We start from the raw sequence: 25,131 nt of genomic DNA on the forward strand, positions 1-25,131 counted from the left end.
AGGGGAGGATTGGTATACGAGCATCGCGCCATGTCAGGTGGCGCAAAGGGACGCAGGGCGGGATCGCCCGCCTTTGGACGAGGACAGGTTGTGAACGAACCCCGGATCGCGGTGCTGCTGCCCTGCTATAACGAGGAAGCGGCGATCGCGCAGACCATTGCGGGGTTCCGCGAGGCGCTGCCCGCCGCGACCATCTATGTCTATGACAATAACAGCCGCGACCGCACGGTGGAGGTCGCGCGTGCGGCCGGTGCCGTCGTCCGGTCGGAGCGTATCCAGGGCAAGGGCGCGGTCGTGCGGCGGATGTTCGCCGATATCGATGCCGACATCTATGTCATGGCCGATGGCGACGCGACCTATGACGCCGCGTCGGCGCCCGAGCTGGTCGCGCGCATGATCGAGGAACAGCTCGACATGGTCGTCGGCCAGCGGGTGAGCGAGGCCGAACTCGCCTATCGACGCGGCCACCGGTTCGGCAATGCGATGCTGACCGGCATGCTCGCCAAGCTGTTCGGGCGCAGCTTCACCGACATCCTGTCCGGCTATCGCGTGTTTTCACGCCGGTTCGTCAAGAGCTTCCCGGTCCTGTCGGTCGGGTTCGAGATCGAGACCGAGATCAGCGTCCATGCGCTGGAGCTGAAAATGCCCTGCGCCGAAATCGCGACCCCCTATTATGCGCGCCCCGAGGGGTCGGCGTCGAAGCTGAGCACCTATTCGGACGGCTGGCGCATCCTGCGTACCATTATCAAGCTGTACCGGATCGAGCGGCCGATGTGGTTCTTCGGCGCGGTCGCCGGGCTGTTGGCGGCGCTGTCGGTACTGCTCGCCATTCCGATCATCCTGACCTATCTGCACACGCATCAGGTGCCACGCTTCCCGACCGCGATCCTGTCGATGGGGCTGATGCTGCTGGCCGCGCTCAACCTGTTCACCGGGCTGATCCTGGATACGGTGGTGCGCGGACGACAGGAGGTCCGGCGGCTAGCCTATCTGTCGCACCCCGCGCCGGGCGGCACGCGATAAGCCCGGTCGCGACAGGCCAGCGCGAACAGCGCGAAGCCGGTCGCGATCGTCCAGACCAACGTCCGCTCCATGAACCAGGCGTGGATCATGGTATGCTGCCAGAAACCGACCAGCATCAACAGGATCGCCGCGTTCGAGGCGAGGAGCGCCAGGGTGCGCTGACGCATGACCGGGTCGGCGGAGCGCAGCAGGTGGCGTGCACCCCATAGGCCGGCAAGCAGCGCGATGGCGACGATCGCCCCGGCCATGACATGCATGCCCGGCGCCAAGCCGTTGATCCCCTTGGCAAGCTTCTTGGCCATCAGCGCGAGGCCCAGATCGCGTGTCTCACCGCGTGTCGCATCCATGCCCATCCGCATCTTCAGCTGAAGCGCATCCTCGCGCATCGATGCGAGACCGAAGACCTTGAGCACCAGCGCGATTTTCAGCAGCATGACGGTGGCGATCGACGCGCAGAAACCGATCAGCGGCGCGAGGGGAAAGACCGGCCCGCGCGCCTCGGCACGGCTGCTCCAGGCGAAGGGCAGTCCGCCGATCACCGCCGCCAGCCCCAGCGGGATGCCGCCGGTCAGGAACTCGAAGCAGATGGTCAGCGCGCCGAACAACGCGGCCGAAATCAGCGCCGCGCGCCGACCGATCCCCCGCGTCGTGCCGACCACCGCCAGGAACAGCAGATAGCCGATCAGTACGATGTCCGCCGGCCCATGCCCCAGCGACTGGCCATAGGTCTCCAGCCCGAACCAGCGCGAGACGGCGAGGAAGACGATCAGCCAGAACAGACCCTGTACCGGCCGGCGTCCCCGGCCGAGCGCGATCAGGCCGGTGACGATCCCGGCGAGCACGAGCAGCGTCAGGACCGTGTGATACAGGTTGCGGATCGCCGCCACCGACAGGACGGGCAGCAGATACCGCGCCAGCATCGCATGGCCATGGATATAACGGTGGTAGAAGACGGTGCCGACCGGTGGTTCGCCATTGAGGAAGCCATGTACCGTCTGGCACTCGCCGCGTGGGGGCACCGGCACCTGCACCAGCGGACTGACGGTCAGTTGGGCCGGGCTTGCGCGCTGGTCGACTGCGAGGCGCAGGATCAGACAGTCATTATATTGATGCCGGCCGATGTCCGTATTGCCGTCCAGATAATCCTGATCCTGCAACGCCCCGCTGGCAAAGGCCTGCGCGATGTGCGCACGGGCGGTGGCCACGTCGCGGCCCAGACTCGCGCGATTGGCGAGGCAGAACAGGCCGAAGAACAGCGCCCCGATCACCATGCCGACCAGCCCCGCGCGGACAGCATCGGGCAGCAGCCCGCGCCAGAAAGCCAGGGTCGTCAGGCGTTTGGCGCGCGCCGGGGCGTCAGCTTGGGATACCGTCATGATCCTTCTTTCGCCGCCCCTTGTGATGCCCGACCGATCCTGGCCCTAGACCGGGACGCATGGAAAGAGGGTAAACACCCACGCCCCGCACCAATGGGACAGCTGGCGGGGCTTGAACTTGCGGGCCGCCCACGCGACATAGGGGCTCTTCTGGGCATAAGAGAGATTTCCATGCACAATCCGTTCGAGACCGGCGATTTCGCGAGCCCGCTGGCCCATGCTGGCGTCGGGCTGCGGCAGACGCAGGCCGGGCTGGTTCCGATCGTCATCGAACAGTCGAACCGCGGCGAACGGTCGTTCGATATCTTCAGCCGCCTGCTGCGCGAGCGCATCATCTTCGTCACCGGCGGTGTCGAGGACGGCATGGCCTCGCTGATCTGCGCGCAGCTGCTGTTCCTTGAGTCGGAAAATCCGAAGAAGGACATCTACATGTACATCAACTCGCCGGGCGGTGTCGTCACGGCGGGCATGGCGATCCATGACACGATGCAGTATATCCGTCCGCGCGTCGGCACGCTGTGCATCGGTCAGGCCGCCTCGATGGGCAGCTTCCTGCTGTCGGCCGGTGAGCCGGGCATGCGCGTGGCAACCACGAACAGCCGCATCATGATCCACCAGCCTTCGGGCGGGGCGCAGGGCATGGCCGCGGACATCGAGATCCAGGCGCGCGAGATCCTGCGCATGCGGCACTTCCTGAACACGCTGTACGCCAAGTACACCGGCAAGCCGCTCGAGGAGATCGAGCGGGCGATGGACCGTGACAAGTTCATGAGCGCCGAGGAGGCCAAGGAGTTCGGCCTGATCGACCAGGTGTTCGACAAGCGTCCGACCCCGGCCGACGACGCGTCGACCGCAGCGTAAGACGGGTCGTTCAGCGTGAACGGTTTATTTCGATTGTGACTTTATCGGGGTGCGGTACGATGCGCACCCCGGCAACGGTAGCGCACCGCTTCATAGGTGCGAGAGGTGATTGATGGACAAGGTGAGCGGTGGCAACTCGAAAAGCACCCTCTATTGCTCGTTCTGCGGCAAGTCGCAGCACGAGGTGCGCAAGCTGATCGCGGGGCCGACCGTCTTCATTTGCGACGAGTGCGTGGAGCTGTGCAACGACATCATCCGTGAGGAGACCAAGTCCGCGCTTGTCTCCAAGAAGGATGGTGGCGTCCCGACGCCGCAGGAAATCTGCAACGTGCTCGACGATTACGTCATCGGGCAGAAGCAGGCCAAGCGCGTCCTGTCGGTCGCGGTGCACAACCACTATAAGCGCCTGAACCACGGCGCGAAGGGCGCCGACGTCGAACTCGCCAAGTCGAATATCCTGCTCGTCGGCCCGACCGGTTGCGGCAAGACGTTGCTCGCGCAGACGCTGGCGCGCATCCTCGACGTGCCGTTCACCATGGCGGACGCGACGACGCTGACCGAGGCCGGTTATGTCGGTGAGGACGTTGAGAACATCATCCTGAAGCTGCTCCAGGCGTCGGACTACAATGTCGAGCGGGCGCAGCGCGGCATCGTCTATATCGACGAGATCGACAAGATCAGCCGCAAGGCCGAGAATCCCTCGATCACCCGCGACGTGTCGGGCGAAGGCGTTCAGCAGGCGCTCCTGAAGTTGATGGAAGGCACGACCGCCAGCGTTCCGCCCCAGGGTGGCCGCAAGCATCCGCAGCAGGAATTCCTGCAGGTCGACACGACGAACATCCTGTTCATCTGTGGCGGCGCGTTCGCAGGGCTCGAGAAGATCATCGGCGACCGTCTGCAGGGCAAGTCGATCGGCTTCGGCGCTTATGTCGCGGCTCCCGAGGAGAAGCGGACGGGTGAATATCTACGTCAGACCGAGCCGGAGGATCTCCTCAAGTTCGGCCTGATCCCCGAGTTCGTCGGCCGTCTGCCGGTCATCGCGACGCTGGAAGACCTCGACATTTCGGCACTGGTCAAGATTCTGTCCGAGCCGAAGAACGCGCTGGTCAAGCAGTATCAGAAGCTGTTCGAGATGGAGAATGTCGAACTCGACTTCACCGACGACGCGCTGACCACGGTCGCCAAGAAGGCGATCGAGCGCAAGACCGGTGCGCGCGGGCTTCGCTCGATCCTGGAGGGCATTTTGCTCGACACCATGTTCGACCTGCCCGGCATGGACGGCGTCGACGAGGTGATGGTCGACAAGGACGTGGTCGAGGGCCGCAAGGAACCGATCCGCGTCTATGCCGAAAAGTCCAAGCAGAAGGACGGCGCGGCGGCCTGATCGGCACCGTGACGGTTCGGAATTGTTGACGGGCGCTTCCTTCGGGGAGCGCCCGTTTTTCATGGCCCGTTTCCCATGGGATGTGTGCGATGGTGACGATCCGTGAGGCGCAAGCCGGCGACCGGGCGGCGGTGGCGAGGATGCTGGGCCGCGCCTTCGCCGATGATCCGGCCATGTCCTATATCTTCCCCGACGCGACGCAGCGGGCGAAGCGCCTGCCCAGGCTGTTCGCGCTACTTTTCGACAGTGACGCGGTGGGGATGCGGCTGGTCGCCCAGGACGCGGATGCCGGCACCTTCTGGCGGCCACCGGGGCAGGCGCATGTGCCCATGACCGCGATGCTGGCCCAGGCGATCCCGCTGCTGACGACGCTGAGCACCGCGCTGCCCCGTGCGCTGCGCCTGTCGCACGCGATCGAGGCGCATTTCCCGGCCGAACCCTTCTGGTATCTCCATATCGCCGGCGTCGATCCGGCGCGGCAAGGGCAGGGGCTGGGCGGCGCCTCGATCCGGGCAGGGCTGGCGCGGTGCGACGTCTCGGGCGAGCCCGCCTATCTGGAGACGGCGACCAAGAGCAATGTCGGGCTCTATGCCAGGCTGGGCTTCGCACTGGTCGACGAGTGGCAGGTGTCGAAGGGCGGCCCGCGTTTCTGGTCGATGCTGCGCCCGGTCGGAGGCTGAACCTTTCCTCCCCTGCAAGGGGAGGAATACATCACATGCGAACCCCTCTGCCTCCCCACGCGTTGCCGCTCTGAACAGGAGAGCCGCCTATGAAGCCCCATATGATCTGCCACATGATTTGCAGCCTGGACGGGCGTATCCTGCAAAGTCGGTGGCGGCCGGAAAGCTACAAACCGGGCGAGCTGTTCGAGGATCTGCACGACCGGATCGGCGGCGATGCCTGGATCGTCGGGCGCGTCACGGGGCAGGAATTCGCCAAGGGCGATCGCTACCCCGACACCGATGAAACCTTCCCCCGCGAAAACTGGTTCGCGCGCCGAGAGGCTGAGGCGTTCGGCGTCGTGCTCGACGAACAGGGTAAGATCGTCTGGGGCCGTGGTGACATCGGCGGTGATCCGATCGTCGTCGTCCTGACCGAAGCGGTGTCGGACACGCATCTCGCCGGACTACGGAGCGACGGGGTGTCCTATATTTTTGCGGGCGCCGAGACGATCGATCTGAAAGCGGTCCCCGATATCCTCAACCGCGAACTGGGTGTGGAGACCTTGCTGGTCGAGGGGGGCGGCACCGCCAATGGCGAATTCCTCCGCGCCGGATTGATCGATGAGATCAGCATGGCGCTCTGCCCGGCGGTCGATGGCGGGGCGGGCGCGCCGAGCGTGTTCCATTCGGCAGATATGGACGCGGACACGCCTGCGCCGCTGACCGGATTGACCTTGACCCATCATGAAATGCTGCCGGGTGGTGAGGTCTGGTTGCGGTACAAAGTAGAGAATGGGGCTAGTTAGCTCGATTACCGTCCGGCTGCCCTCACCCTTCCCACCCGCTAAAGCGGGCGGGCCCCTTCCCTCTCCCGATGGGAGAGGGAGGGAGGCGCGTAGCGCCGGAAGGGTGAGGGCGGTTATTGCCCGGTCGCAACGAATTTGATCGCACTGGGAGCCAACCCGGCGGTTGGCGCATTCGCATATAGAGCGTCACACCCCACCATGCCGAAAAGGAGGCCCGACCAGCCATGAGCGAACCCGACGCCATCGTCACCGCCGGACAGAAGCGGGCGCTGCTCAAGCGGCTGCTGATGCCTTGGTGGACCCTGGTGTTTCCGCTTCTGGGGCTGCTCGCCATTGCGGTGTCGCTATACAAGATGGGGGCGGCCGGCACGGTGGTGGCCTCGATCATCCTGTTCGGCTGCGTGTTGTCGGCGGTGCATCAGGCGGAGGTCGTCGCGCACCGGGTCGGCGAGCCGTTCGGCACGCTCGTGCTGGCGGTGGCGGTGACGGTGATCGAGGTGTCGCTGATCGTCAGCCTGATGCTGTCGGACGCGGGCGACGCCTCCAGCCTGGCGCGCGATACGGTGTTCGCGGCGATCATGATCATCCTGAACGGCATCGTCGGCGTCTGCCTGCTGGCGGGCGGCGCACGGCATGGCGAGCAGCGCTTTTCGCTGCGGGGCGCCAGTTCGTCGCTCAACGTGCTCACCGCGATGGTGGTGCTGTCGTTGGTGCTGCCCAATTACGTATCGTCCGCGCCGGGGCCGACCTATGCGCCGTCGCAGCTGATCTTCGTCGCGATCGTCAGCGTCATCCTCTATGGCACCTTCGTCATGGTGCAGACGGTCCGCCACCGCGACTACTTCCTGCCCGCCGATGAGGACATGCCCGCCGACGCGCATGCCGAGCCGCCGAGCAATGCGGCCGCCTGGGCGGCGCTGGGCATGTTGCTGGTCGCGCTGGTCGGGGTCGTGCTGCTGGCGAAGGGGCTGTCGGGGATCGTCGAGGCGGCGATCCTGAACGCCGGCCTGCCGCTGGCCATCGTCGGCGTGGTGATCGCGGCACTGGTGCTGGCGCCCGAAAGCCTGGCGGCGTACCGCGCGGCGCGGCGGAACCGGTTGCAGACCAGCCTCAACCTCGCGCTCGGGTCCGCGCTGGCGACGATCGGGCTGACCATTCCGGCGGTGGCGATCGTCTCGCTGATGCTGGGCCTGCCGCTGGCGTTGGGGATCGGCACCAAGCAGATGATCCTGCTGGTGCTGTCGCTGTTTTCGATCACGCTGACGCTGGGCAATGGTCGGACCACCGTGCTGGGCGGCGCGGTGCATCTGGTGATCTTTGCGGCCTATCTGTTCGTGACGGTGGTGCCGTAACCAATCTCCACAGCCGTTCCGCCTGAGCGAAGTTGAAGGCCACGCGGTAACGGTGGCCAAGGGGTTTTTGGACAGGGATTCCCTTGGCCTTCGACTTCGCTCAGGCTGAACGGAGGGTGAGGTTTAATTCGCCTTCTTCTTCGCCGCCTGTTCCGCCTTCCACGCCTGGAACTGCTCGATCGCGACCGAACGTTTCAGGATTTTCGACCAGGGATCGACCACGACATGCGCGCCCGCCGGTACGGTCAGCGTGCCGGTGCCGTCCGTCATCGGCAGCATCTCGATGCGGTCGCCGACCTTCACCTCGACCGGCAGGGGGAAGGGGCCGCCGCCCGGCACCTTCCAGCTCAGCGTCAGCCGGTCACCCTCCCGCGTCTCGACGATCTCGGGTGGCGCCGCCTGGCGGAGATAGACGTCGAAGAACCAGCCATAATCCTTGCCGGTCACCTGCCGGACAAAGCCTTCATATTCCTTGGTCGAGCCATAGCGCGGGCTGAAATTGCCCGGCTTCGGGTCGGTGCGGCCATAGACGGCCAGCCGCGTCACGTCCCAGAACGCCTTGTCCCCGATCAGATTATGGAGCGTGTGCAGCATCCACGACCCCTTCATATAGATGTCGAGACCGGGGCCGCCCTTGGCCGGCTCATAGACATCCTGCTCGGTCATGCTGCGGTCGTGGACGATGGGGGATTTGTTCGCGATCTGCCCGCGCTGCGCATCCATCATCACCGCATAGCGCGCCTCGCCCTCGCGCCAGCGGCCATAGGAGGGCTGCATATAGCTGCCATAGCCCTCGTGCAGCCAGAAATCGTCCCAGTCGACATTGGTCAGCTGGTTGCCGAACCATTCATGGCTGAACTCATGCTGGAACAGCCAGTCGAACCCCTCGGGCGCCTTGGCATATTCATTGCCATAGGCGTTGATCGTCTGGTGCTCCATGCCCTTGTGCGGCGTCTCGACGACGCCCAGCTTCTCGTCGCCGAACGGGAAGGGGCCGATGGTGGATTCGAAGAAATCCAGCGTCGGCGCGAACTCGGCGAACAGCCTCTCGGCCTTTTCCTTCTCGCCGGGCAGATACCAGTAGAACATCGGGATCGTGTTGCCGAAGCGGCTCTTATAACTGCCCTCGACCACCTCATACGGACCGACATTCAGCGCGATGGCGTAGGTGTTGGGATGCTTGGTCCGCCAGTTCCAGCGGGTCCGTCCATCGCCGAGCGTATCGATGCCCAGCAGCACGCCGTTGGACGGGGCCTTCAACCCCTTGGGCACCGTGATGTGCAGCGTGACGACGCCCGGTTCGCCCATCGGATAGTCGAGGCAGGGCCAGAACAGGTCGCAGCCATAGCCCTGCGCGGTCGTCGCGAACCAGGGGCGGCCATCGGGGGTCTTGGCCCAGACGACGCCGGTATCCCAGGGCGCGCGCACCGCGACATGCGGCGTGCCGCCATAGGTGATCTTCGCGCTGACCTTCTGCCCGGCGCGGAGCGGGCGGGGCAGGGTGACGACCAGCTGCCCTTCGGGATTGGACCAGGCAGCGGCCTTCAGCGGCTTGCCGTCGATCGCGATCGCCTCGACCGGCAGATTCCTGTCAAGATCGATGACCAGCCGGCCCAGCGGCGCCTTGGCGGTAAAGTCCAGCACCGCGATGCCGTTCAATTCCTGTGTATCGGGCAGCACCTCGAACGACAGGTCGGCGCGGTCGAAGGAGACGGCGAGCTGCTCGGGCGGGCGGACGCCGCCGGATACCATGGTCTGCGCGGTCAGCGGCGGCTCGCCCTTGGCCGGCAGGGGCTTCGTCCCCTGCGCCGACGTGACGGCGGCGGTCAGCAACAGGGAGGAGGCCAGCAGGCCCGCGACGCAATTCCGTATACGATCCATAGCTCATGGTGTCGCGCAAGCCCACGGCCTTGGCAAGCGGTCCCGGTCGATTGGTCGCAGCGGGAATTGATGGATCGGCAACCCTCCCCATATATAACGATGAAACAGGCCCCGGTCGGGGCCGACCGGAGTTTGCATGAACCAGTCCTATCCCGTCCTTCCGCTGCGTGACATCGTCGTCTTCCCGCACATGATCGTGCCCCTGTTCGTCGGTCGCGACAAATCGGTCGCGGCACTGGAAGCGGCGATGGCGGCGGACAAGGAGATTTTCCTGGTCGCCCAGCTCGATCCCGCCGAAGATGACCCCACGCGCGAGGATCTGTATGAAATCGGCGTCACCGCCACCGTCCTGCAATTGCTGAAGCTGCCCGACGGCACTGTGCGTGTGCTGGTCGAGGGCAAGACGCGCGGCCGCCTGGCCGAGCTGGACGAGTCGGGCGCCTTCCTGACCGCGACGATCGACACGGCGCTGGTCGAGGCGGACGATGCCGGGCTCGAAGCGCAGGACCACGACATGAAGGCGCAGATCGCCGCGCTGATGCGCTCGGTGGTCGACCAGTTCGAGAATTACGCCAAGCTCAATCGCAAGCTGCCCGCCGAGACGGCGGTCCAGCTCGCCGAGATCGAGGACCCGGCGCAGCTGGCGGACTCGGTCGCCGCGAACATCTCGGTCAAGGTCGCCGACAAGCAGGCGCTGCTGGTGGAAACCGATCCGGCCAAGCGGCTGGAAATGGCCTATGCCCTGATGGAGGGCGAACTCGGCGTCCTGCAGGTCGAGAAGAAGATCAAGAGCCGCGTCAAGCGCCAGATGGAGAAGACGCAGCGCGAATATTATCTCAACGAACAGCTGAAAGCGATCCAGCGCGAGCTGGGCAATGAGGGCGAGGACGGCGACGGCGACGAAATCGCCGAGCTGACGAGCAAGATCGCGACGCTCAAGCTGTCCAAGGAAGCGCGCACCAAGGCGACCGCCGAGCTGAAGAAGCTCAAGACCATGGCGCCGATGAGCGCCGAGGCGACGGTCGTACGCAACTATCTGGACGTGCTGCTCGGCCTGCCCTGGGGCAAGAAGTCCAAGGTCAAGAAGGACATTGCGGCGGCGCAGGCGATCCTCGACCAGGATCATTATGCGCTGGAGAAGGTGAAGGACCGGATCGTCGAATATCTCGGCGTCCAGGCGCGCACCAACAAGCTGAAGGGCCCGATCCTGTGCCTCGTCGGCCCGCCGGGCGTCGGCAAGACCTCGCTGGGCCAGTCGATCGCCAAGGCGTGCGGGCGCGAGTTCATCCGCCAGAGCCTGGGGGGCGTGCGCGACGAGGCCGAGATTCGCGGCCACCGCCGGACGTACATCGGCTCGCTGCCGGGCAAGATCGTGACCAACCTGAAAAAGGCCGGTACGTCCAACCCGCTGTTCCTGCTCGATGAGATCGACAAGCTGGGCCAGGACTTCCGCGGCGACCCCGCCTCGGCGCTGCTGGAAGTGCTCGACCCCGAGCAGAATGCGAAGTTCAACGATCACTATCTGGAGATCGACATCGATCTGTCGGACGTGATGTTCGTGTGCACCGCGAACACGCTGAACCTGCCGCAGCCTTTGCTCGACCGGATGGAGATCATCCGTCTAGAGGGTTATACCGAGGACGAGAAGGTCGAGATCGCCGAGCGTCACCTGATCGCCAAGCAGGTCGAGACCCATGGTCTGAAGGACGGCGAGTTCACGCTGACCCAGGAGGGGCTGCGTGCCCTGATCCAACGCTACACCCGCGAGGCGGGCGTGCGTACGCTGGAGCGTGAGATCGCGCGCCTCGCCCGCAAGGCGCTGCGCCAGATACTAGAGGGCAAGGCGACGTCGGTGACGATCACGCCGGAGAATCTGCACGAGTTCGCCGGCGTCCAGAAGTATCGCCACGGCCTGTCCGAGCAGGAGGACCAGATCGGCGCGGTTACGGGCCTCGCCTGGACCGAGGTGGGTGGCGAGTTGCTGACCATCGAATCGGTGACGGTGCCCGGCAAGGGCCAGGTGAAGACCACCGGCAAGCTGGGTGACGTGATGAAGGAATCGGTGCAGGCCGCCTTCAGCTTCGTCCAGGCGCGCAGCCCCAGCTTCGGGATCAAGCCGTCGCTGTTCCACCGCAAGGACATCCATATCCACCTGCCCGAGGGCGCGGTGCCCAAGGATGGTCCGTCGGCGGGCATCGGTCTGGTCACCTCGATCGTGTCGACTCTGACCGGCATCGCGGTGCGCAAGGATGTGGCGATGACCGGCGAGGTCACGCTGCGCGGTCGCGTGCTGCCGATCGGTGGCTTGAAGGAAAAGCTGCTCGCGGCGCTGCGTGGCGGGATCACCACCGTGCTCATTCCGCAGGAGAATGAGAAGGATTTGGCGGACATCCCCGCCAACATCCTGAACGGGCTGAAGATCGTGCCGGTCGCGCATGTCGACGAAGTGCTGCGACTGGCGCTGGTCGAGCCGCTGGAGGCGATCGACTGGACCGACGCGGACGAGCTGGCGGCGCTGCCGCCCGCGCCGATCCCGCCGGTCGGGGGCGAGCGTCACCACTGATCGTCGCGTTTCGAGGGCCGCCGGTCACGGATCGGCGGCCCGTGTCATCGCCATGACATGCGCTTCTGTATACGGAATCGTTCGCTTTGCATAACGACGGGGTTTGACACGACGCTCAGCCACGTCATTATCGGTCCTTTCATATCGGGGGCGGCACCGAGTCCGTTCCTTTTATCGTCGACATCATAGGGGGTTATGGAATGAACAAGCAGGAGCTGATCGCCACCGTTGCCGACTCCTCGGGTCTCGTGCGCGGTGATGCGGTCAAGGCGGTCGACGCGGTGTTCGAGGCGATCACCGCCGCGCTGAAGAAGGGTGATGAAGTCCGTCTGGTCGGGTTCGGCACCTTCTCGGTCTCCAAGCGCAAGGCCTCGACCGGCCGCAATCCCCGCACCGGTGAGCCGATGACGATCAAGGCGTCGTCGCAGCCCAAGTTCAAGCCGGGCAAGCTCCTGAAGGACTCGGTCAACTAATTCGGCGTTTTGGGGCTGGACAGGCGGCGCGGTGCCGCCTAAAGGCCCGTCTCCCGGTTACCGGGCGCGTAGCTCAGCGGTAGAGCACACCCTTCACACGGGTGGGGTCACAGGTTCAATCCCTGTCGCGCCCACCATGCAAATGGTAATGGCCGCCTGGTCGCTTCCCAACGGGAGTGGATCGGGCGGCCATTTTGCGTTTGGGGCGGGGGTGCTGCGATGACGGCGGCTGTTGGCGGGCCAAGCCGCAAGGGCGGGGCGTGCACTTCGACTTCGCTCAGTGTGAACGGATGGTGGGGTGTTTTGGCGAGCGCGCGAAGTCGATGTCCAAGCCTTCCTCCAGTGTGTTTTCTGACCTCCGTTAGGCGTTCCCCCCCCCCCCAGCTGCCCCGGTTCACGCGCATCCGCCCGCCGCTCCGCGCGCCCACCCTCCATTCGGTCCTTCCACCCGCCGTTCAGCGCTGCCCCCTCCGTTCAGCCTGAGCGAAGTCGAAGGCCAAGGCCAAGGGCCAAAGCCACGCTAACAGCCCCGACACGATCCGCCACTTCACGTCCGACGGAATGCCTCGGAGACAAGTCTCTGACCGAAAACCCCAATTCCCACGCCTCATTCAACCTGGGCAAAGTCAACCGCCACGCCCCACGCGTCACCCCAGCAACCCCGCACTGTCACGAAATCGACTCGCAACCGTCACAAAAGTTTCTCTGAAACGGCATCTTGGCGTCATCTGTCACGCCTAACGCCCGGCTCGGGATCGGCCAGGGGGAACAGGCTCGAGTCGATCGCCGGGCGGACCCTCGCCCGCACAGCAACGATAAGATCGGGAGTTTTTCGGCGATGGCGAGCATCAAGCGCTTCGGCCTCATTCTCATGACCAGCTCGGCCTGCGCGGCGCTCGCCGCCTGCGGCGGAGCGGACAGCGTGGCCTCGCCCGGCGCGGGCAGTGTGGTGATCGTGCAGCCGGCGCCGACGCCGACCCCGTCGCCCACCCCGGCGCCGACCGCCGCCATCACCGCGGCCGACTTCGCCAAGGAAACGACCGTCAACGGCGTGACGATCACCGCCGCCGAGCAGTTCGCGATCGTCAATGCGGGCAGCAACAACAACGTCAACGGCACCGGCGGTGCGCTGAACGGCATCTATCCGACCAGCAGCACCTCGCTGACCACCGCGTCTGATCCCTCGACGCTGAACAGCTTCTTCACCTCGACCAATTATGTCGGCGCGCTGAACGGTCCGTCGGACACCGCCTTCCAGGGCTGGACCTGCAACTCGACCTCGGCTGAATTCGGCGGTTCGGGTGCGCGCTGCACCGCGGTGCCGTCGATCGGCACCTATTCGGCGTCGACCTCGACCTGCCCGACCGGCACCACCGATGACGGTACCAACAGCTCGTCCTCGCCGACGCTGCGCTTCTGCCGCCTGCCGCAGAACATCACCAGCGACCTGACGCTGCCGAAGATCGCCGGCGTCGTCTATCGCCTGCGCGGCCAGACCGAAGTCGGTGCCGATCTGGGTTCGACCGGTGGCACCGGCGCGACCCTGACCATCGCACCGGGCGTGGTGATCGCGGCCGACGCGACCGAGGCGACCAACGACCTGCTGCTCGTCAATCGCGGGTCGAAGATTTCGGCCGTCGGCACCCGCGACGCGCCGATCGTCTTCACCTCGCAGCAAAATCTGGTCAGCAACGGCGTGTCCGACGCAACCCAGGGCCAGTGGGGCGGCATCATCCTACTCGGCCGTGCGCCGACCGCCGTCTGCGCCACGGGCACCGGCCCGAACAACGCCGCCGGTACCTCCACTACCTGCCAGCTGGCGATCGAGGGCGTGACCGGCCGCTTCTATGGCGGCGCGAACCAGGCCGACTCGTCGGGCCAGATGTCCTATGTCCAGATCCGCTATTCGGGGATCGCCATCTCGGACGGCAACGAGCTGCAGGGCCTGACGCTGGGCGGCACCGGGTCGGGCACCGTTCTGGATCATATCCAGAGCCACAACTCGGCCGATGACGGCATCGAGATCTTCGGCGGCACGTCGAACCTGAAGTACATCGCGATCACAGGCGCGGACGATGACGGCTTCGACATCGACAATGGGTATCGCGGCTTCATGCAGTTCATGATCGCGGCGCAGCGTACGCTGGGCGCGACGGCGGACAGCTTCTCGACCGAGATCGACTCGAACAATGCCGAGGACCTGCTGCCGCGCACCTTCGGCCGCTATGCCAACTTCACCTTCGTCCAGACCGCGAACGCGCCCGCCGCGATCCGCCTGCGCGGTGGTGCGGACATGACCTTCATCAACGGCATCGTGAAGTCGACCCAGTCGGGCGTCGCCTGCGTCAACCTGATCGCGGGTGCCGGCTCGGGCGCCGATCGCACCACGATCCGCGCCGCCAATGCCGACCTGCAGGATCAGGGCCCGCCGGTCTTCACCTCGGTCTATTTCAGCTGCAACGGCCGCTAAGGCCCGGCTGAACCATGCGCTTGGGTCTTCTCCGGGCGCTCTCGGCAAGCCGGGGTGGCGGATCATCGCCGCCCCGGCTTTCCCCCATGAAAATCTGATTGGATGACCCGGCCATGCAGCGACGCCTCGCTTATGCCTCCCTCCTGCTCCTGACCTCGCAACTCGTCGCGCCGGCGCTGCTCGCGCAGACGGCGGGTGGCGCCACCCCTGCGCCCGCGCAGACCAGCACCACCGCCACCAGCCCCGACGGGCCGGCGACCCCGCAGAGCCAGACCCCGACCGGCCAGGACGGCCAGGCGGCGGAAGAGCCGGTCGAAATCTCGGCCCCCGGCGTCGATGCCTCGGCCAGCGGCGAGATCGTCGTGGTCGGCCGCAACATCCCCAACACCATCCGCGCCACGCCGCAGATCGTCTCGGTCCTGTCGGCCGCCGACATCGCGCGCACGGGCGAGGGCGACATCGCCGGCGCGCTGACCCGCGTCACCGGCCTGTCGGTCGTCGGCGGCGGCTTCGTCTATGTCCGGGGTCTGGGCGACCGCTATTCCTCGTCGCTGCTCAACGGCTCGCCGCTGCCCAGCCCCGAGCCGTTACGCCGCTCGGTCCCGCTCGACATCTTCCCGACCACCATTGTCGGCTCGGCGCTGGTCCAGAAGACCTATTCGGTCAATTATCCGGGCGAGTTCGGCGGCGGCGTCATCAACCTGACGACCAAGGCGATCCCGGCCAAGAACTTCATCTCGGGCGGCGTCACGCTGGCGGCCGACGATGCCACGACCAGCGAGCTGGGCTATACTTATCGCGGCGGCGACGCCGATTGGCTGGGCTTCGACGACGGCACGCGCGCCGTGCCGCAGTTCGTACGCGACATTCAGGCCGGGCGTGGCTCGGGCCTGATCCCGGCGGCGCAGGTCGCGCAGCTCTCCAACGCTTCGACCACGCTGCTCCAGCGCAACAACCAGCTGCCGGCCAACTGGTCGGGCGAGCTGTCGGGTGGTTCGGTGTTCGACATCGGCAGCGACCGTCTGGGCGTGATCTCGTCGCTCAGCCTGTCCAACACCTTCCGCACCCGCTCGGCGATCCAGCAGGATTCGGTGTCGCCCGACGGCACGCTGCGCAACGATTTCCGCACGCTGCTGACCGACAACCGCATCGTCGCCAACGCGCTGGTCGGCCTGGGCTATGAGTTCGGCAACAACACGATCCGCTGGACCAACGTCTATATCCACGACACGCTGAAGCAGGGTCGCGGATCGGCGGCCGAACTCTACAACAATCCCAGCGGCCTGCGCTTCCAGCAGAACACCAACTGGTTCGAGCGCCAGTTGATCGAGAGCCAGCTGGTCGGCGAGTTCAAGCTGACCGACGCCTTGAAGTTCGACGCGCGCGGCGCCTTCGCCAACTCCAAGCGCAACGCGCCCTATGAGCGGCAGTTTGACTATCTCTGCTCGAACCGGACGACCACGGGCCTGCCGATCAGCTATGACGGCGCCAATGGCGCGGGCGGCTTCCAGTGCAACGGCGCCTTCCAGGTGACGCAGCGCTTCACGCCGTTCGCCTCGATCATCTTCTCGGAACTGAACGAGAATCTGTGGACCGGTCAGGCCGACCTTTCCTACAAGCTCGACAGCGACCGTCCGATCACGCTGAGCACCGGTTATTTCTACCAGGGCACGGACCGCTATTCGAGCCGTATCCAGCTGAACTACCAGACCAGCGACGGTGCGGGTACCGCGCCGGGCTTCCCGTATAATCTGTACCGCCCGGACTATCTGCTCAGCCCGGACGTGATCAACAACGCCTGCCCGCTGCGCGCCGACCCGAAGTGCACGCTGCAGCTGCAATTCTCGACCCAGGCCGGCGCCTATGCCTATGACGCCAAGCTGGACGTGCATGCCGGCTATGCCCAGGCCGAGGCGGAGGTCACCGATGGCCTGCGCGCGGTGGCGGGTATCCGTTATGAAAACGCGGTCGAGACGGTGACGCCGGTGCTTGGCACCACGACCCGCCTGAAGAACGCCTATTTCCTGCCGGCGGGGACGCTGACCTGGAACTTCGCGGCCGACATGCAGCTGCGCGCGAGCGGCGCCAAGACGATCTCGCGGCCGCAGTTCCGCGAACTCGCACCGCAGCAGTTCCGCGATCCCGACTCGGACCGCTTGTTCTTCGGTAACCCGAACCTGCGCGACAGCGAGCTGTGGAATCTCGAGGCGCGCTACGAATGGTTCTATGCGCGCGATCAGCGCTTTACGCTGGCCGGCTTCTACAAGCGGATCAAGAACCCGATCGAACAGGTCGGCTTCTACACCGGCGCGGACGACCGGTTGCAGACGGGCTTCACCTATCTGCCCTCGGCGATCCTCTATGGTGCGGAGGTCGAGTTGCAGAAATATGTGCCGCTTTCGGGCCTGGGCGGCGACTTCTTCGCGACCCGCCGCCTGGTCGCGATCGCCAACTATACCTACACCAAGTCGAAGATTAACGCCGACTCGACCTGCGTGCCCAATCCGGCGGTGGCCGCCGGGTCGCCCGGCCTGAACGGGTGCGCCTCGGGCTTCGGCCAGGCGCGGCTGCTGTTCCGCGACGGCGCGTCGCTGACCGGCCAGTCGGACCATCTGGTCAACCTGCAGCTGGGCGTCGAGGACACCGCCGCGCTGTCGCAGGTCACGCTGCTGTTCAACTATGCCAGCAACCGCGTGACCAATCGCGGTCCGTCCTATCTGTCGGGCGACGGGTTCCAGCCGGACATCATCGAGGTGCCCGGCATCCGCCTCGACCTCGTCGCGCGTCAGGGCTTCGAGCTGGCCGGCGGCAAGTTCGAGCTGAAGGCGGAGGCGCGCAACCTGACTCGGACGCGCTATAACGAGCGGCAGGACTTCGGGAATGGCCGGTTCGTGTATCTGAACCGGTATAATCTGGGCCGCGTTTTCTCACTGGGGATCAGCACGACCTTCTGATCGCGGAGGGTTCGTGGGCCAGGGGCCGTCGTCCGGAGTGATCCGGGCGGCGGCCCTTTGGTTTTGGGCGGGGTGGGGGCGTGCACTTCGACTTCGCTCGGTGCGAACGGAGGTGGGAATCCGTGCGAACGGGGTTGGGAGTGGGGCTGTCCGGCACCCCCCGTTCAGCCTGAGCGTAGTCGAAGGCCACGGGACACAATCCACCAAGCCACCCGCACCGGGACGTGCGCCTCGACCGCGCTCAGTGAGAACGGAGGCGGAAAGCCGTGCCAGCGGGCACTCACCCCCGCCAGGGCAATTCCCGATACCATTTGGTGATCACATATTTCACCCCCGCCCGCACCTTCATCGCCTGGTGCAGCGTCGCGGGGTTGAGCGAGCCGTCCGCGCGGCGGTTGCTCCAGGCGACCATCTTGCCGGGTTCGGGCTGGATCATCTTGTCGACCGCCTTGAACCGGGTCGCGCCGCCGGCCTCGGGCGTGTTCAGGTAGAGCATGACCGTCCAGGTGCGATTGCCCGACAACCCGCAATAGCGGTGATAGTCGGCGCCGTTCAGGTCGAAATAATCGGTGTGCGGCTTGAACTCTTGACCCACCGCGTAACGCTGTCCCTGGATCGGCTCGCCATGCGCGGCCGACAGCCCGGTCAGCATCGCGATATGGCGTTCGGTGTCGATCACCGCCGGATCGTCGGCGGGCAGGTCGCCCGTCTCGCTGGTCCGGAACGCGCTGTCGCCATTGGGGTCGGCGATGGTCGAGGGGCGGCGCACCGCATCGATTCGGGTGATCAGCTCGGCGCAGAGTTCGGGCGGCAGGACGTCGCGTTTGACGAACAGGGTCAGCTTCGGGCTGGGCAGCCGCTGGACGCCCGGCGTCGCCGTCAGTCGCGCGACAATCGGTGTGGAATCAAGGCCATTGCCCAGATCGGGCCATGCTTCGGACAGGGCGTTCATCGCATCTCTCATGTGAAACCAATATGACGAACATGTTTCGGGGCTTTGACGCAAACATGTAACATGCCATGCCTAGTGCGAATAAAGCGGATGGGGTCTGGTTTCATGCGGTTGAGGCTCGACGCGCGCGGGCGCCGGTTGTTGCGGCGTCTGCCCGTCGTGAATGTCTATTCGGTGGCCGAGCTGGCGCTGATGGCGGTCCTCGCCGTTCAGGGCGCGCGGCTGCTATGGGTGCTGGCGACCCCGGTCTCGCCGCTGGGTGACTGGCGTCCGGCGGCGCCGGTCATCGCCGGATCGACCGCCGCGATCCTCGACGGCTTCGACCCCTTCTTCCGGTTGCAGGGGCAGCAGGCCGCGCCGGCCGCCGTCACCAATCTTCAGCTGACCCTGTTCGGCACGCGCATCGACGAGGCGTCGGGGCGCGGCTCGGCGATCGTGGCGGGGCCGGACGGCGTCCAGCGCTCGGTCTCGGTCGGCGAGGAGGTGCAGCCCGGCGTCACGCTGAAGGCGGTGGCGTTCGACCATATCACCATCGATCGCGGCGGCGCGACCGAGGACCTGTATCTCGACCAGTCCGACGCGCCCCCCGCCGCCGGCACCGCACCGGGCATGACGCCCGTCGCCACCGCTCCGGCGCCAAGCGGGCAGGGCGTCGCGCTGGGGCAGGTGCGGCAGGACATCGGCTTCATCCCGCGCCTGGAGGGCGGGCGTGTCTCCGGCCTCGTCGTCCGCCCGATCGGCTCGGGCGCGGCGTTCCGGTCGGCGGGCCTGCGCGAGGGCGATGTCGTCACCGCGCTGGCCGGGCGTCCGGTGACCGGCCCCGGTGACATCGACCGTCTGGCGAGCGACTTCGCACAGGGCGGCTCTCTTTCCATCACGGTCGAGCGGGGCGATCAGACGCTGCCGCTGTCCCTTCAGATTGCAGCATCCAAGCCATGAAAAAGCTCGTTCTCGGTTCGGTTCTGGCGCTGGCGCTCGCGGTGGGCGCGCAGGCGCAGACCACGCTCAACGTCCGTGACGCCGACATCCGCGCCTTCATCGCCGATGCCGCCAAGGTGACGGGGCGGACCTTCATCATCGACAGCCGGGTCAACGGCAAGGTGACGGTGGTCACCGACCGGCCGCTGTCGCGCTCCGAATATTTCGAGATCTTCCTGTCGACGCTGCGCTCCAACGGCTTGGTCGCGGTGCCGACCTCGGGTGGCGCGTTCCGCGTGCAGCCAATCGACAATGCCGCGTCGCAGCCCAGCCGCATCGGGTCTGCGGGCGCGAACCGCAATTCCTACGTCACCGAGATCATCCGCCTGCGCGCGATCGATGCGACGAGCGCGCTGGAGACGGTGCGCCCGCTGGTCAGCGCGCAAGGATCGGTGACCGCCAATCGCGGCGGCAACAGCCTGGTCGTGGTCGATTTCGCCGACAATATCCGCCGCATCCGCGAGGTCGTCCGCCGGATCGATGCCGACAATGCCTCGACCCGCGTCATCGCGCTGCGCAATGCCGGCGCGCGTGAGATTGCGACCGCGCTCCAGACGCTGGCGGGTGGCGGCGGCGGGGGCCAGGGCGGCGGTGGGCCGCAGGGGTCGACCGGCGTGTCGGTCGTGGCGATCGACAGCTCTAACTCGATCGCGCTGCGCGGCGATCCGTCGAGCGTCGCGCGCTTCGCCCAGATCGCGATCGACCTGGACAACAAAGCCAAGAGCGGCACTGAAATCCGCGTCGTCTTCCTGCAAAATGCCGATGCCGAGCAGCTTCTGCCCGTGCTCCAGCAACTCGTCGGGCAACAGCCCGATCCGGTGCAGGAAACCACCCTGTCGCGCGGCAGCTTCACCCAGACCAACAGCCAGGCCGGCTCGGCCGCGGGCACCTCGATCGCGCAGCGTATCCAGCCGGTCGCCCAGCCCCAGGCGCAGAGCGCCCCCGGGGCCGGCGGGCAGAATGGCCAGCAGCCCGCGATCAGCACGCAAGGTGGGCGGACAGCGGCGGTCGTCACCCGCTTCACCGGCGCCAATGCCATCGTCGTGGCGGGGCCCGCCGACATCCAGCGTCAGATCGGCGAGGTCATCCGCCAGCTCGACGTGCGCCGCGAACAGGTGCTGATCGAGGCGATCGTCGCCGAGGTGTCCGACCAGACCGCGCGGCGGCTGGGCGCGCAGTTCCTGCTCGGCAGCCTGTCGGGCGGGGCGTTCGCGGCCTCGACCTATGGCAATACCGCGCCCAACATCCTGCAGATCGCAGGTGCTGTGGGTGCGCAGACGCTGGGCGGCAATCGCACCGTCGTCGTCGCCCCCGATGGCACGCGCACCGAGACCAACGTCCCCAACGCCTCGTTCAACCAGCTGACCCAGTCGGCGGTGCAGTCGATCCTGGGCACGACCGGCGGCTTTGCCGGCTGGGGCGGGCAGATCGGCGACACGGTGTTCGGTGCGATCATCAATGCGGTGAAGAGCGACACGACCTCGAACCTGCTCCAGGTCCCGCACATCATCACGCTGGACAATCAGCAGGCGCACAGCCTGGTGGGTCAGGAAATTCCTGTGACGACCGGCCAAGCGCTGTCGAACAATTTCGACAATGCCTTCCGCACCGTGCAGCGCCAGAATGTCGGCATCCAGCTGGACGTGAAGCCGCAGGTCAATGCGGGTGGCTCGCTGAAACTCTATGTCCGCCTCGAAGTCAGCTCGATCGCGGGGCCGGTGTCGAGCAATAACAGCGAACTGATCCTCAACAAGCGCGCGTTCGAGAATGTCTTCACGCCGGACGACGGCCAGATCACGGTCATCGGCGGTCTGCTCGACGACAATGAGCGGCGCACGATCGAGAAGATCCCGCTGCTCGGCGACATCCCCGGCCTCGGTGCGTTGTTCCGCTCCAAGGCGCGCAGCCGGTCCAAGACGAACCTGATGGTCTTCATCCGCCCGACCATCCTGCGCACCCCCGAGGACAGCCGCCGCGTCACCGAACAGCGTTACGGCTATCTCCGCCAGTTGCAGGGCTATGCCCAGCCCGGCGTCGAGCCGTCGATCGACGAGCTGGTCCGCGATTACATGAACGCCGCGCCGCCGATCCCGCACGCGCCGATGCCCGGCAATATCGAGGACCCGCGCATCGCCGTCCCCGTCGCCAAGTCGGTCGAGCCGATCAAGCGCCGTGACTGACGCAAGCGAACCCCTTCCCATGGGGGACACTGTCCCTCTGCCACTGGGCACGCCCCTCCCGCAGGCGGGAGGGGATGGGGGAGGGCCACCCGCTCTCCCGCTCCCCACGCCCGACGAAACGCTGGAACTGGTCGCCCCGCTGACCATCCCCTACGGCTTCGCGCGCAAATTCGGCACGGTCGTCCAAAGCACCGACCCGCTCACCGTGGCGCTTCGCGAAGGCGCCGACCCGCGCGCGCTGATCGAGCTGCGCCGTCATATCGGTCGCCCCTTCGCCATCGCGCGCGTGGAAGGCCCCGCCTTCGACCGCCTCCTGTCCGACGCCTATGCGATGGACGGACAGGCGACCGCGATCGCGGCGGTCGGTATGGGCGACGAACTCGACATGCTGGCCGACGGCATCCCGACCGCCGAGGATCTGCTCGACACCGCCGACGATGCGCCCGCCATCCGCCTCATCAACGGCATCATCGCCGACGCCGCGCGTAACGGCGTGTCGGACATCCATATCGAGCCTTACGAGACCGGCCTCGTCGTCCGCATGCGCATCGACGGCGTGCTGCGCGAGACGCTGCGCATGCCGCCGCATGTCGCGCCCGTCGTGGTCAGTCGTATCAAGGTCATGGCCCGTCTCGACATCGCCGAGCGCCGTGTGCCGCAGGACGGGCGCATGGCGCTGACGCTGGGTGGCAAGCTGCTCGACGTGCGTGTCTCGACCTTGCCCAGCCGGGCGGGGGAGCGGGTGGTGCTGCGTATCCTCGACAAGGAGAATGCCGGCATCGACCTCGACGCGCTGGGCATGCACCCGGCGATGTACGCGCTGCTGCGCGAGGCGCTCAGCGAACCCAATGGCATCATCCTCGTCACCGGGCCGACCGGCTCGGGCAAGACGACCAGCCTCTATGCCGCGCTGCGCCTGCTCAACGATGGCAGCCGCAACATCCTGACCGTCGAGGACCCGGTCGAATATGCGGTCGAGGGTGTGGGGCAGACCCAGGTCAACGCCAAGGTCGGCCTGACCTTCGCGGCGGGTTTGCGCGCAATCCTGCGCCAGGACCCGGACGTGGTAATGGTCGGCGAAATCCGCGACCGCGAGACGGCCGAGATCGCGGTGCAGGCCTCGCTGACCGGGCACCTGGTGCTGTCGACGGTCCATACCAACGATGCGGTGGGCGCGATCACCCGGATGCGCGACATGAAGGTCGAGCCGTTCCTGCTCGCCTCGACGCTGCGTGCCGTCATCGCGCAGCGGCTGGTGCGGCGGCTGTGCCCGGCGTGCAAGCGGCCGGTCGAGGCGAAGGAAACGGTCGCGCCGCTGCTGGGCATCGATGACATGGCGACGGTGTACGAGGCGGTCGGCTGTCCCCATTGCAACGGCAGCGGCTATAAGGGGCGGACCGGGGTGTACGAGGCGGTTCGCGTCGACGACACGATCCGGCGCCTGATCAACGAAGGCGGCGACGAACAGGCGATCGCCGCGCACGCCTTCGCCCGGCAGCAACCGCTGGCGGCGGCGGCGCGGACGCTGGTGCTGGACGGGGTCACGACGGCGGAGGAAGCCATCCGCGTCTCCCGCCGCGATTCCGACGCGGGGTGAGGGGGGTGCGCACGCTCCTCACCTCCCGTTCCCCCGCGAAGGCGGGGGCCCAGTACCTTGGCCGTATCGGGGCGAACGCTGCCGGTCGTCATGTCATCGGTTCACGCGGAGACGCGGAGACGCGGAGAAAGAATAGGTTCGCGCAGAGGCGCAGAGGACGCAGAGGTGTCTCGTGCGCGGTAGCGCACAGCCTTTTTAACAAGCCGAAACTGGAGGGCCGCTGGCGCGGCAAGGACGACATCTCTGCGTCCTCTGCGCCCCTGCGCGAAAATGCCCTTCTCCGCGTCTCCGCGTCTCCGCGTGAGATAAAATGGCGATCCGACACGCCTCGCAGCAACTGGACCCCCGCCTTCGCGGGGGAACAGGCCTTTGTGAAGGTGCACTGACATGGCCGGGTTCGACTATGTCGCGATCGATACGAAGGGTGCGGAGAAGCGCGGCTTCATCCCCGCCGAGACCAGCGATGCCGCACGCGCGGCGCTGGAGAAGCAGCGGCTCTACGTCGTCTCGGTCAAGCCGGGCAGCGGCGACACCGCCGAACGGCGTCCGCTCTTCGGGCTGAAGCTCGGCCGGGCGCGCATGTCGGTCAAGCAGCTGACCCTGTTCACCCGCCAGCTCGCCACGCTCAATCGCGTCTCGCCCTTGGAAGAGAGCTTGCGCACCATCACCCGCCAGACCGAACAGGAGCGCGTGCGCGCCATCGTCGCGACGGTGCATCAGGGCGTCACCGAAGGTCGTCGCCTGGCAGACGCGATGGCGCGCGAGCCCAAGAGTTTTCCCCCGCTCTATCGCGCAATGGTCGCGGCGGGGGAGAGTTCAGGGACGCTGCCGACCATCCTCGAACGGCTGGCGGCGTTGCTCGAACGGCAGGCGGAAATTCGCGGCAAGCTGATCACCGCGCTCGCCTATCCGACGATCCTGGCGGTCGTGGCGCTCGGCGTCGTCACCGCGCTGATGATGTTCGTCGTGCCGCAGGTGGTCGAGCAGTTCGACACGGTCGGGCAGGAACTGCCCTTCCTGACCCGTATGGTGATCGGCGTGTCGGACCTGCTGGTCGGCTGGTGGTGGTTGATGGCGGGGCTGGCGGCGATCGTCGGCGTCGGTTTCTGGCGGGCATTGAAGGTGCCGGCGATCCGGCTGTCCTTCGACACTTGGCTGCTCAAGCTGCCGCTGCTTGGGCGGTTGCTGCGCGACCTGCACGCTGCGCGAATGGCGCGCACGCTGGGCACGATGGTGGCCAGCCGGCTGCCGCTGCTCGAAGGACTGACGCTGACCGCCGGGACCATCCACAACCGTCGGTTGCGCGTGGCGTCCGACGCCATCGTCGACTCGATCCGGGGCGGCGGGAGCCTGTCGGCGGCGATGCGGCGGGCGGGGGTGTTTCCGCCGCTGCTCACCTATCTGGCGGCCAGCGGCGAGGCGGCGGGGCGGCTGGACGAGATGCTGGAGCGCGCCGCCGATTATCTGGAGCGCGAGTTCGACCGCTTCACCGCCACCGCGCTCTCGCTGCTGGAGCCCGCGATCATCGTCGTGATGGGCGGCGTGGTCGCGACGATCGTGCTATCCATCCTGCTGCCGATCCTCCAGCTCAACACGCTGGCCGGTCAATAAGAGGACAT

At 66.4% G+C, this 25,131-nt stretch carries 17 protein-coding genes and 1 tRNA gene; 15 read left to right on the forward strand and 3 right to left on the reverse strand.

Annotation, left to right across the window (positions count from 1 at the left end):
- Nucleotides 1-90 precede the first annotated feature (90 nt).
- The gene (locus tag ACQHGV_RS03430) at nt 91-1,023 is read left to right on the forward strand and encodes a glycosyltransferase family 2 protein (protein WP_440979435.1); all 933 of its coding nucleotides are present in this window, start codon (nt 91-93) and stop codon (nt 1,021-1,023) included.
- Here ACQHGV_RS03430 and ACQHGV_RS03435 read toward each other — a convergent pair.
- Entirely contained in the window at nt 987-2,399 is a 1,413-nt protein-coding gene (locus ACQHGV_RS03435) for a hypothetical protein (RefSeq protein ID WP_440979436.1), read from the reverse strand. The two genes, ACQHGV_RS03430 and ACQHGV_RS03435, sit on opposite strands and share 37 nt — an antisense overlap.
- A gap of 171 nt (nt 2,400-2,570) precedes the next feature.
- Between ACQHGV_RS03435 and clpP the strand changes: the two genes are divergently transcribed.
- The 5 genes from clpP to ACQHGV_RS03460 all read left to right on the forward strand — a co-directional run bounded on the left by clpP (nt 2,571) and on the right by ACQHGV_RS03460 (nt 7,464).
- A complete protein-coding gene (clpP, locus tag ACQHGV_RS03440; RefSeq protein ID WP_056434117.1) occupies nt 2,571-3,260 on the forward strand; it encodes an ATP-dependent Clp endopeptidase proteolytic subunit ClpP in 690 nt (229 codons plus the stop codon).
- 112 nt (nt 3,261-3,372) lie between these two features.
- The gene (gene clpX / locus ACQHGV_RS03445) at nt 3,373-4,644 is read left to right on the forward strand and encodes an ATP-dependent Clp protease ATP-binding subunit ClpX (protein WP_183953117.1); all 1,272 of its coding nucleotides are present in this window, start codon (nt 3,373-3,375) and stop codon (nt 4,642-4,644) included.
- An 89-nt stretch (nt 4,645-4,733) separates the two neighbouring features.
- On the forward strand, nt 4,734-5,324 hold the full coding sequence (locus tag ACQHGV_RS03450) for a GNAT family N-acetyltransferase (protein ID WP_440979437.1): 591 nt from the start codon (nt 4,734-4,736) through the stop codon (nt 5,322-5,324).
- A 101-nt stretch (nt 5,325-5,425) separates the two neighbouring features.
- A complete protein-coding gene (locus ACQHGV_RS03455; RefSeq protein WP_440980122.1) occupies nt 5,426-6,112 on the forward strand; it encodes a RibD family protein in 687 nt (228 codons plus the stop codon).
- A 224-nt stretch (nt 6,113-6,336) separates the two neighbouring features.
- Complete coding sequence (locus tag ACQHGV_RS03460; protein ID WP_240455956.1) at nt 6,337-7,464, forward strand: calcium:proton antiporter; 1,128 nt, start codon at nt 6,337-6,339, stop codon at nt 7,462-7,464.
- Between the two features lie 123 nt (nt 7,465-7,587).
- Here the strand turns inward: ACQHGV_RS03460 and ACQHGV_RS03465 are convergent, their stop codons facing one another.
- Complete coding sequence (locus ACQHGV_RS03465; protein ID WP_440979438.1) at nt 7,588-9,345, reverse strand: M1 family metallopeptidase; 1,758 nt, start codon at nt 9,343-9,345, stop codon at nt 7,588-7,590.
- A gap of 136 nt (nt 9,346-9,481) precedes the next feature.
- Here ACQHGV_RS03465 and lon point away from each other — a divergent pair, with 136 nt between their 5' ends.
- From lon to ACQHGV_RS03490, 5 genes are all read left to right on the forward strand, one after another.
- On the forward strand, nt 9,482-11,908 hold the full coding sequence (gene lon, locus ACQHGV_RS03470) for an endopeptidase La (RefSeq protein WP_440979439.1): 2,427 nt from the start codon (nt 9,482-9,484) through the stop codon (nt 11,906-11,908).
- A gap of 143 nt (nt 11,909-12,051) precedes the next feature.
- Entirely contained in the window at nt 12,052-12,381 is a 330-nt protein-coding gene (locus ACQHGV_RS03475; protein ID WP_312487854.1) for an HU family DNA-binding protein, read from the forward strand.
- 62 nt (nt 12,382-12,443) lie between these two features.
- A tRNA-Val gene (locus ACQHGV_RS03480) sits at nt 12,444-12,518 on the forward strand.
- Nucleotides 12,519-13,219: 701 nt separating this feature from the next.
- Nucleotides 13,220-14,851, forward strand: coding sequence for a hypothetical protein (locus ACQHGV_RS03485; RefSeq protein ID WP_440979440.1), 1,632 nt, complete (start codon nt 13,220-13,222; stop codon nt 14,849-14,851).
- 113 nt (nt 14,852-14,964) lie between these two features.
- The gene (locus ACQHGV_RS03490) at nt 14,965-17,805 is read left to right on the forward strand and encodes a TonB-dependent receptor domain-containing protein (RefSeq protein WP_440979441.1); all 2,841 of its coding nucleotides are present in this window, start codon (nt 14,965-14,967) and stop codon (nt 17,803-17,805) included.
- 280 nt (nt 17,806-18,085) lie between these two features.
- Here ACQHGV_RS03490 and ACQHGV_RS03495 read toward each other — a convergent pair whose 3' ends face one another.
- The gene (locus ACQHGV_RS03495) at nt 18,086-18,757 is read right to left on the reverse strand and encodes a prolyl hydroxylase family protein (RefSeq protein ID WP_440979442.1); all 672 of its coding nucleotides are present in this window, start codon (nt 18,755-18,757) and stop codon (nt 18,086-18,088) included.
- Nucleotides 18,758-18,862: 105 nt separating this feature from the next.
- Here ACQHGV_RS03495 and ACQHGV_RS03500 point away from each other — a divergent pair, with 105 nt between their 5' ends.
- The 4 genes from ACQHGV_RS03500 (at nt 18,863) to gspF (ending at nt 25,123) form a co-directional block, all read left to right on the forward strand.
- Complete coding sequence (locus ACQHGV_RS03500) at nt 18,863-19,696, forward strand: type II secretion system protein N (protein WP_409791819.1); 834 nt, start codon at nt 18,863-18,865, stop codon at nt 19,694-19,696.
- Nucleotides 19,693-21,915 (forward strand): type II secretion system secretin GspD, encoded by a 2,223-nt coding sequence (gene gspD / locus ACQHGV_RS03505; RefSeq protein ID WP_440979443.1) that lies wholly within the window; start codon nt 19,693-19,695, stop codon nt 21,913-21,915. Before ACQHGV_RS03500 ends, gspD begins: the two co-directional genes overlap by 4 nt.
- A gap of 19 nt (nt 21,916-21,934) precedes the next feature.
- Nucleotides 21,935-23,512: a type II secretion system ATPase GspE gene (gspE, locus tag ACQHGV_RS03510; RefSeq protein ID WP_440979444.1), complete on the forward strand. Its 1,578-nt coding sequence runs from the start codon at nt 21,935-21,937 to the stop codon at nt 23,510-23,512.
- Nucleotides 23,513-23,899: 387 nt separating this feature from the next.
- The gene (gspF, locus tag ACQHGV_RS03515; RefSeq protein WP_312489632.1) at nt 23,900-25,123 is read left to right on the forward strand and encodes a type II secretion system inner membrane protein GspF; all 1,224 of its coding nucleotides are present in this window, start codon (nt 23,900-23,902) and stop codon (nt 25,121-25,123) included.
- The last annotated feature ends 8 nt before the right edge of the window (nt 25,124-25,131 follow it).

The sequence above is a fragment of the Sphingomonas pseudosanguinis genome, from assembly GCF_052056765.1.
Classification (GTDB): Bacteria; Pseudomonadota; Alphaproteobacteria; order Sphingomonadales; family Sphingomonadaceae; genus Sphingomonas; species Sphingomonas pseudosanguinis.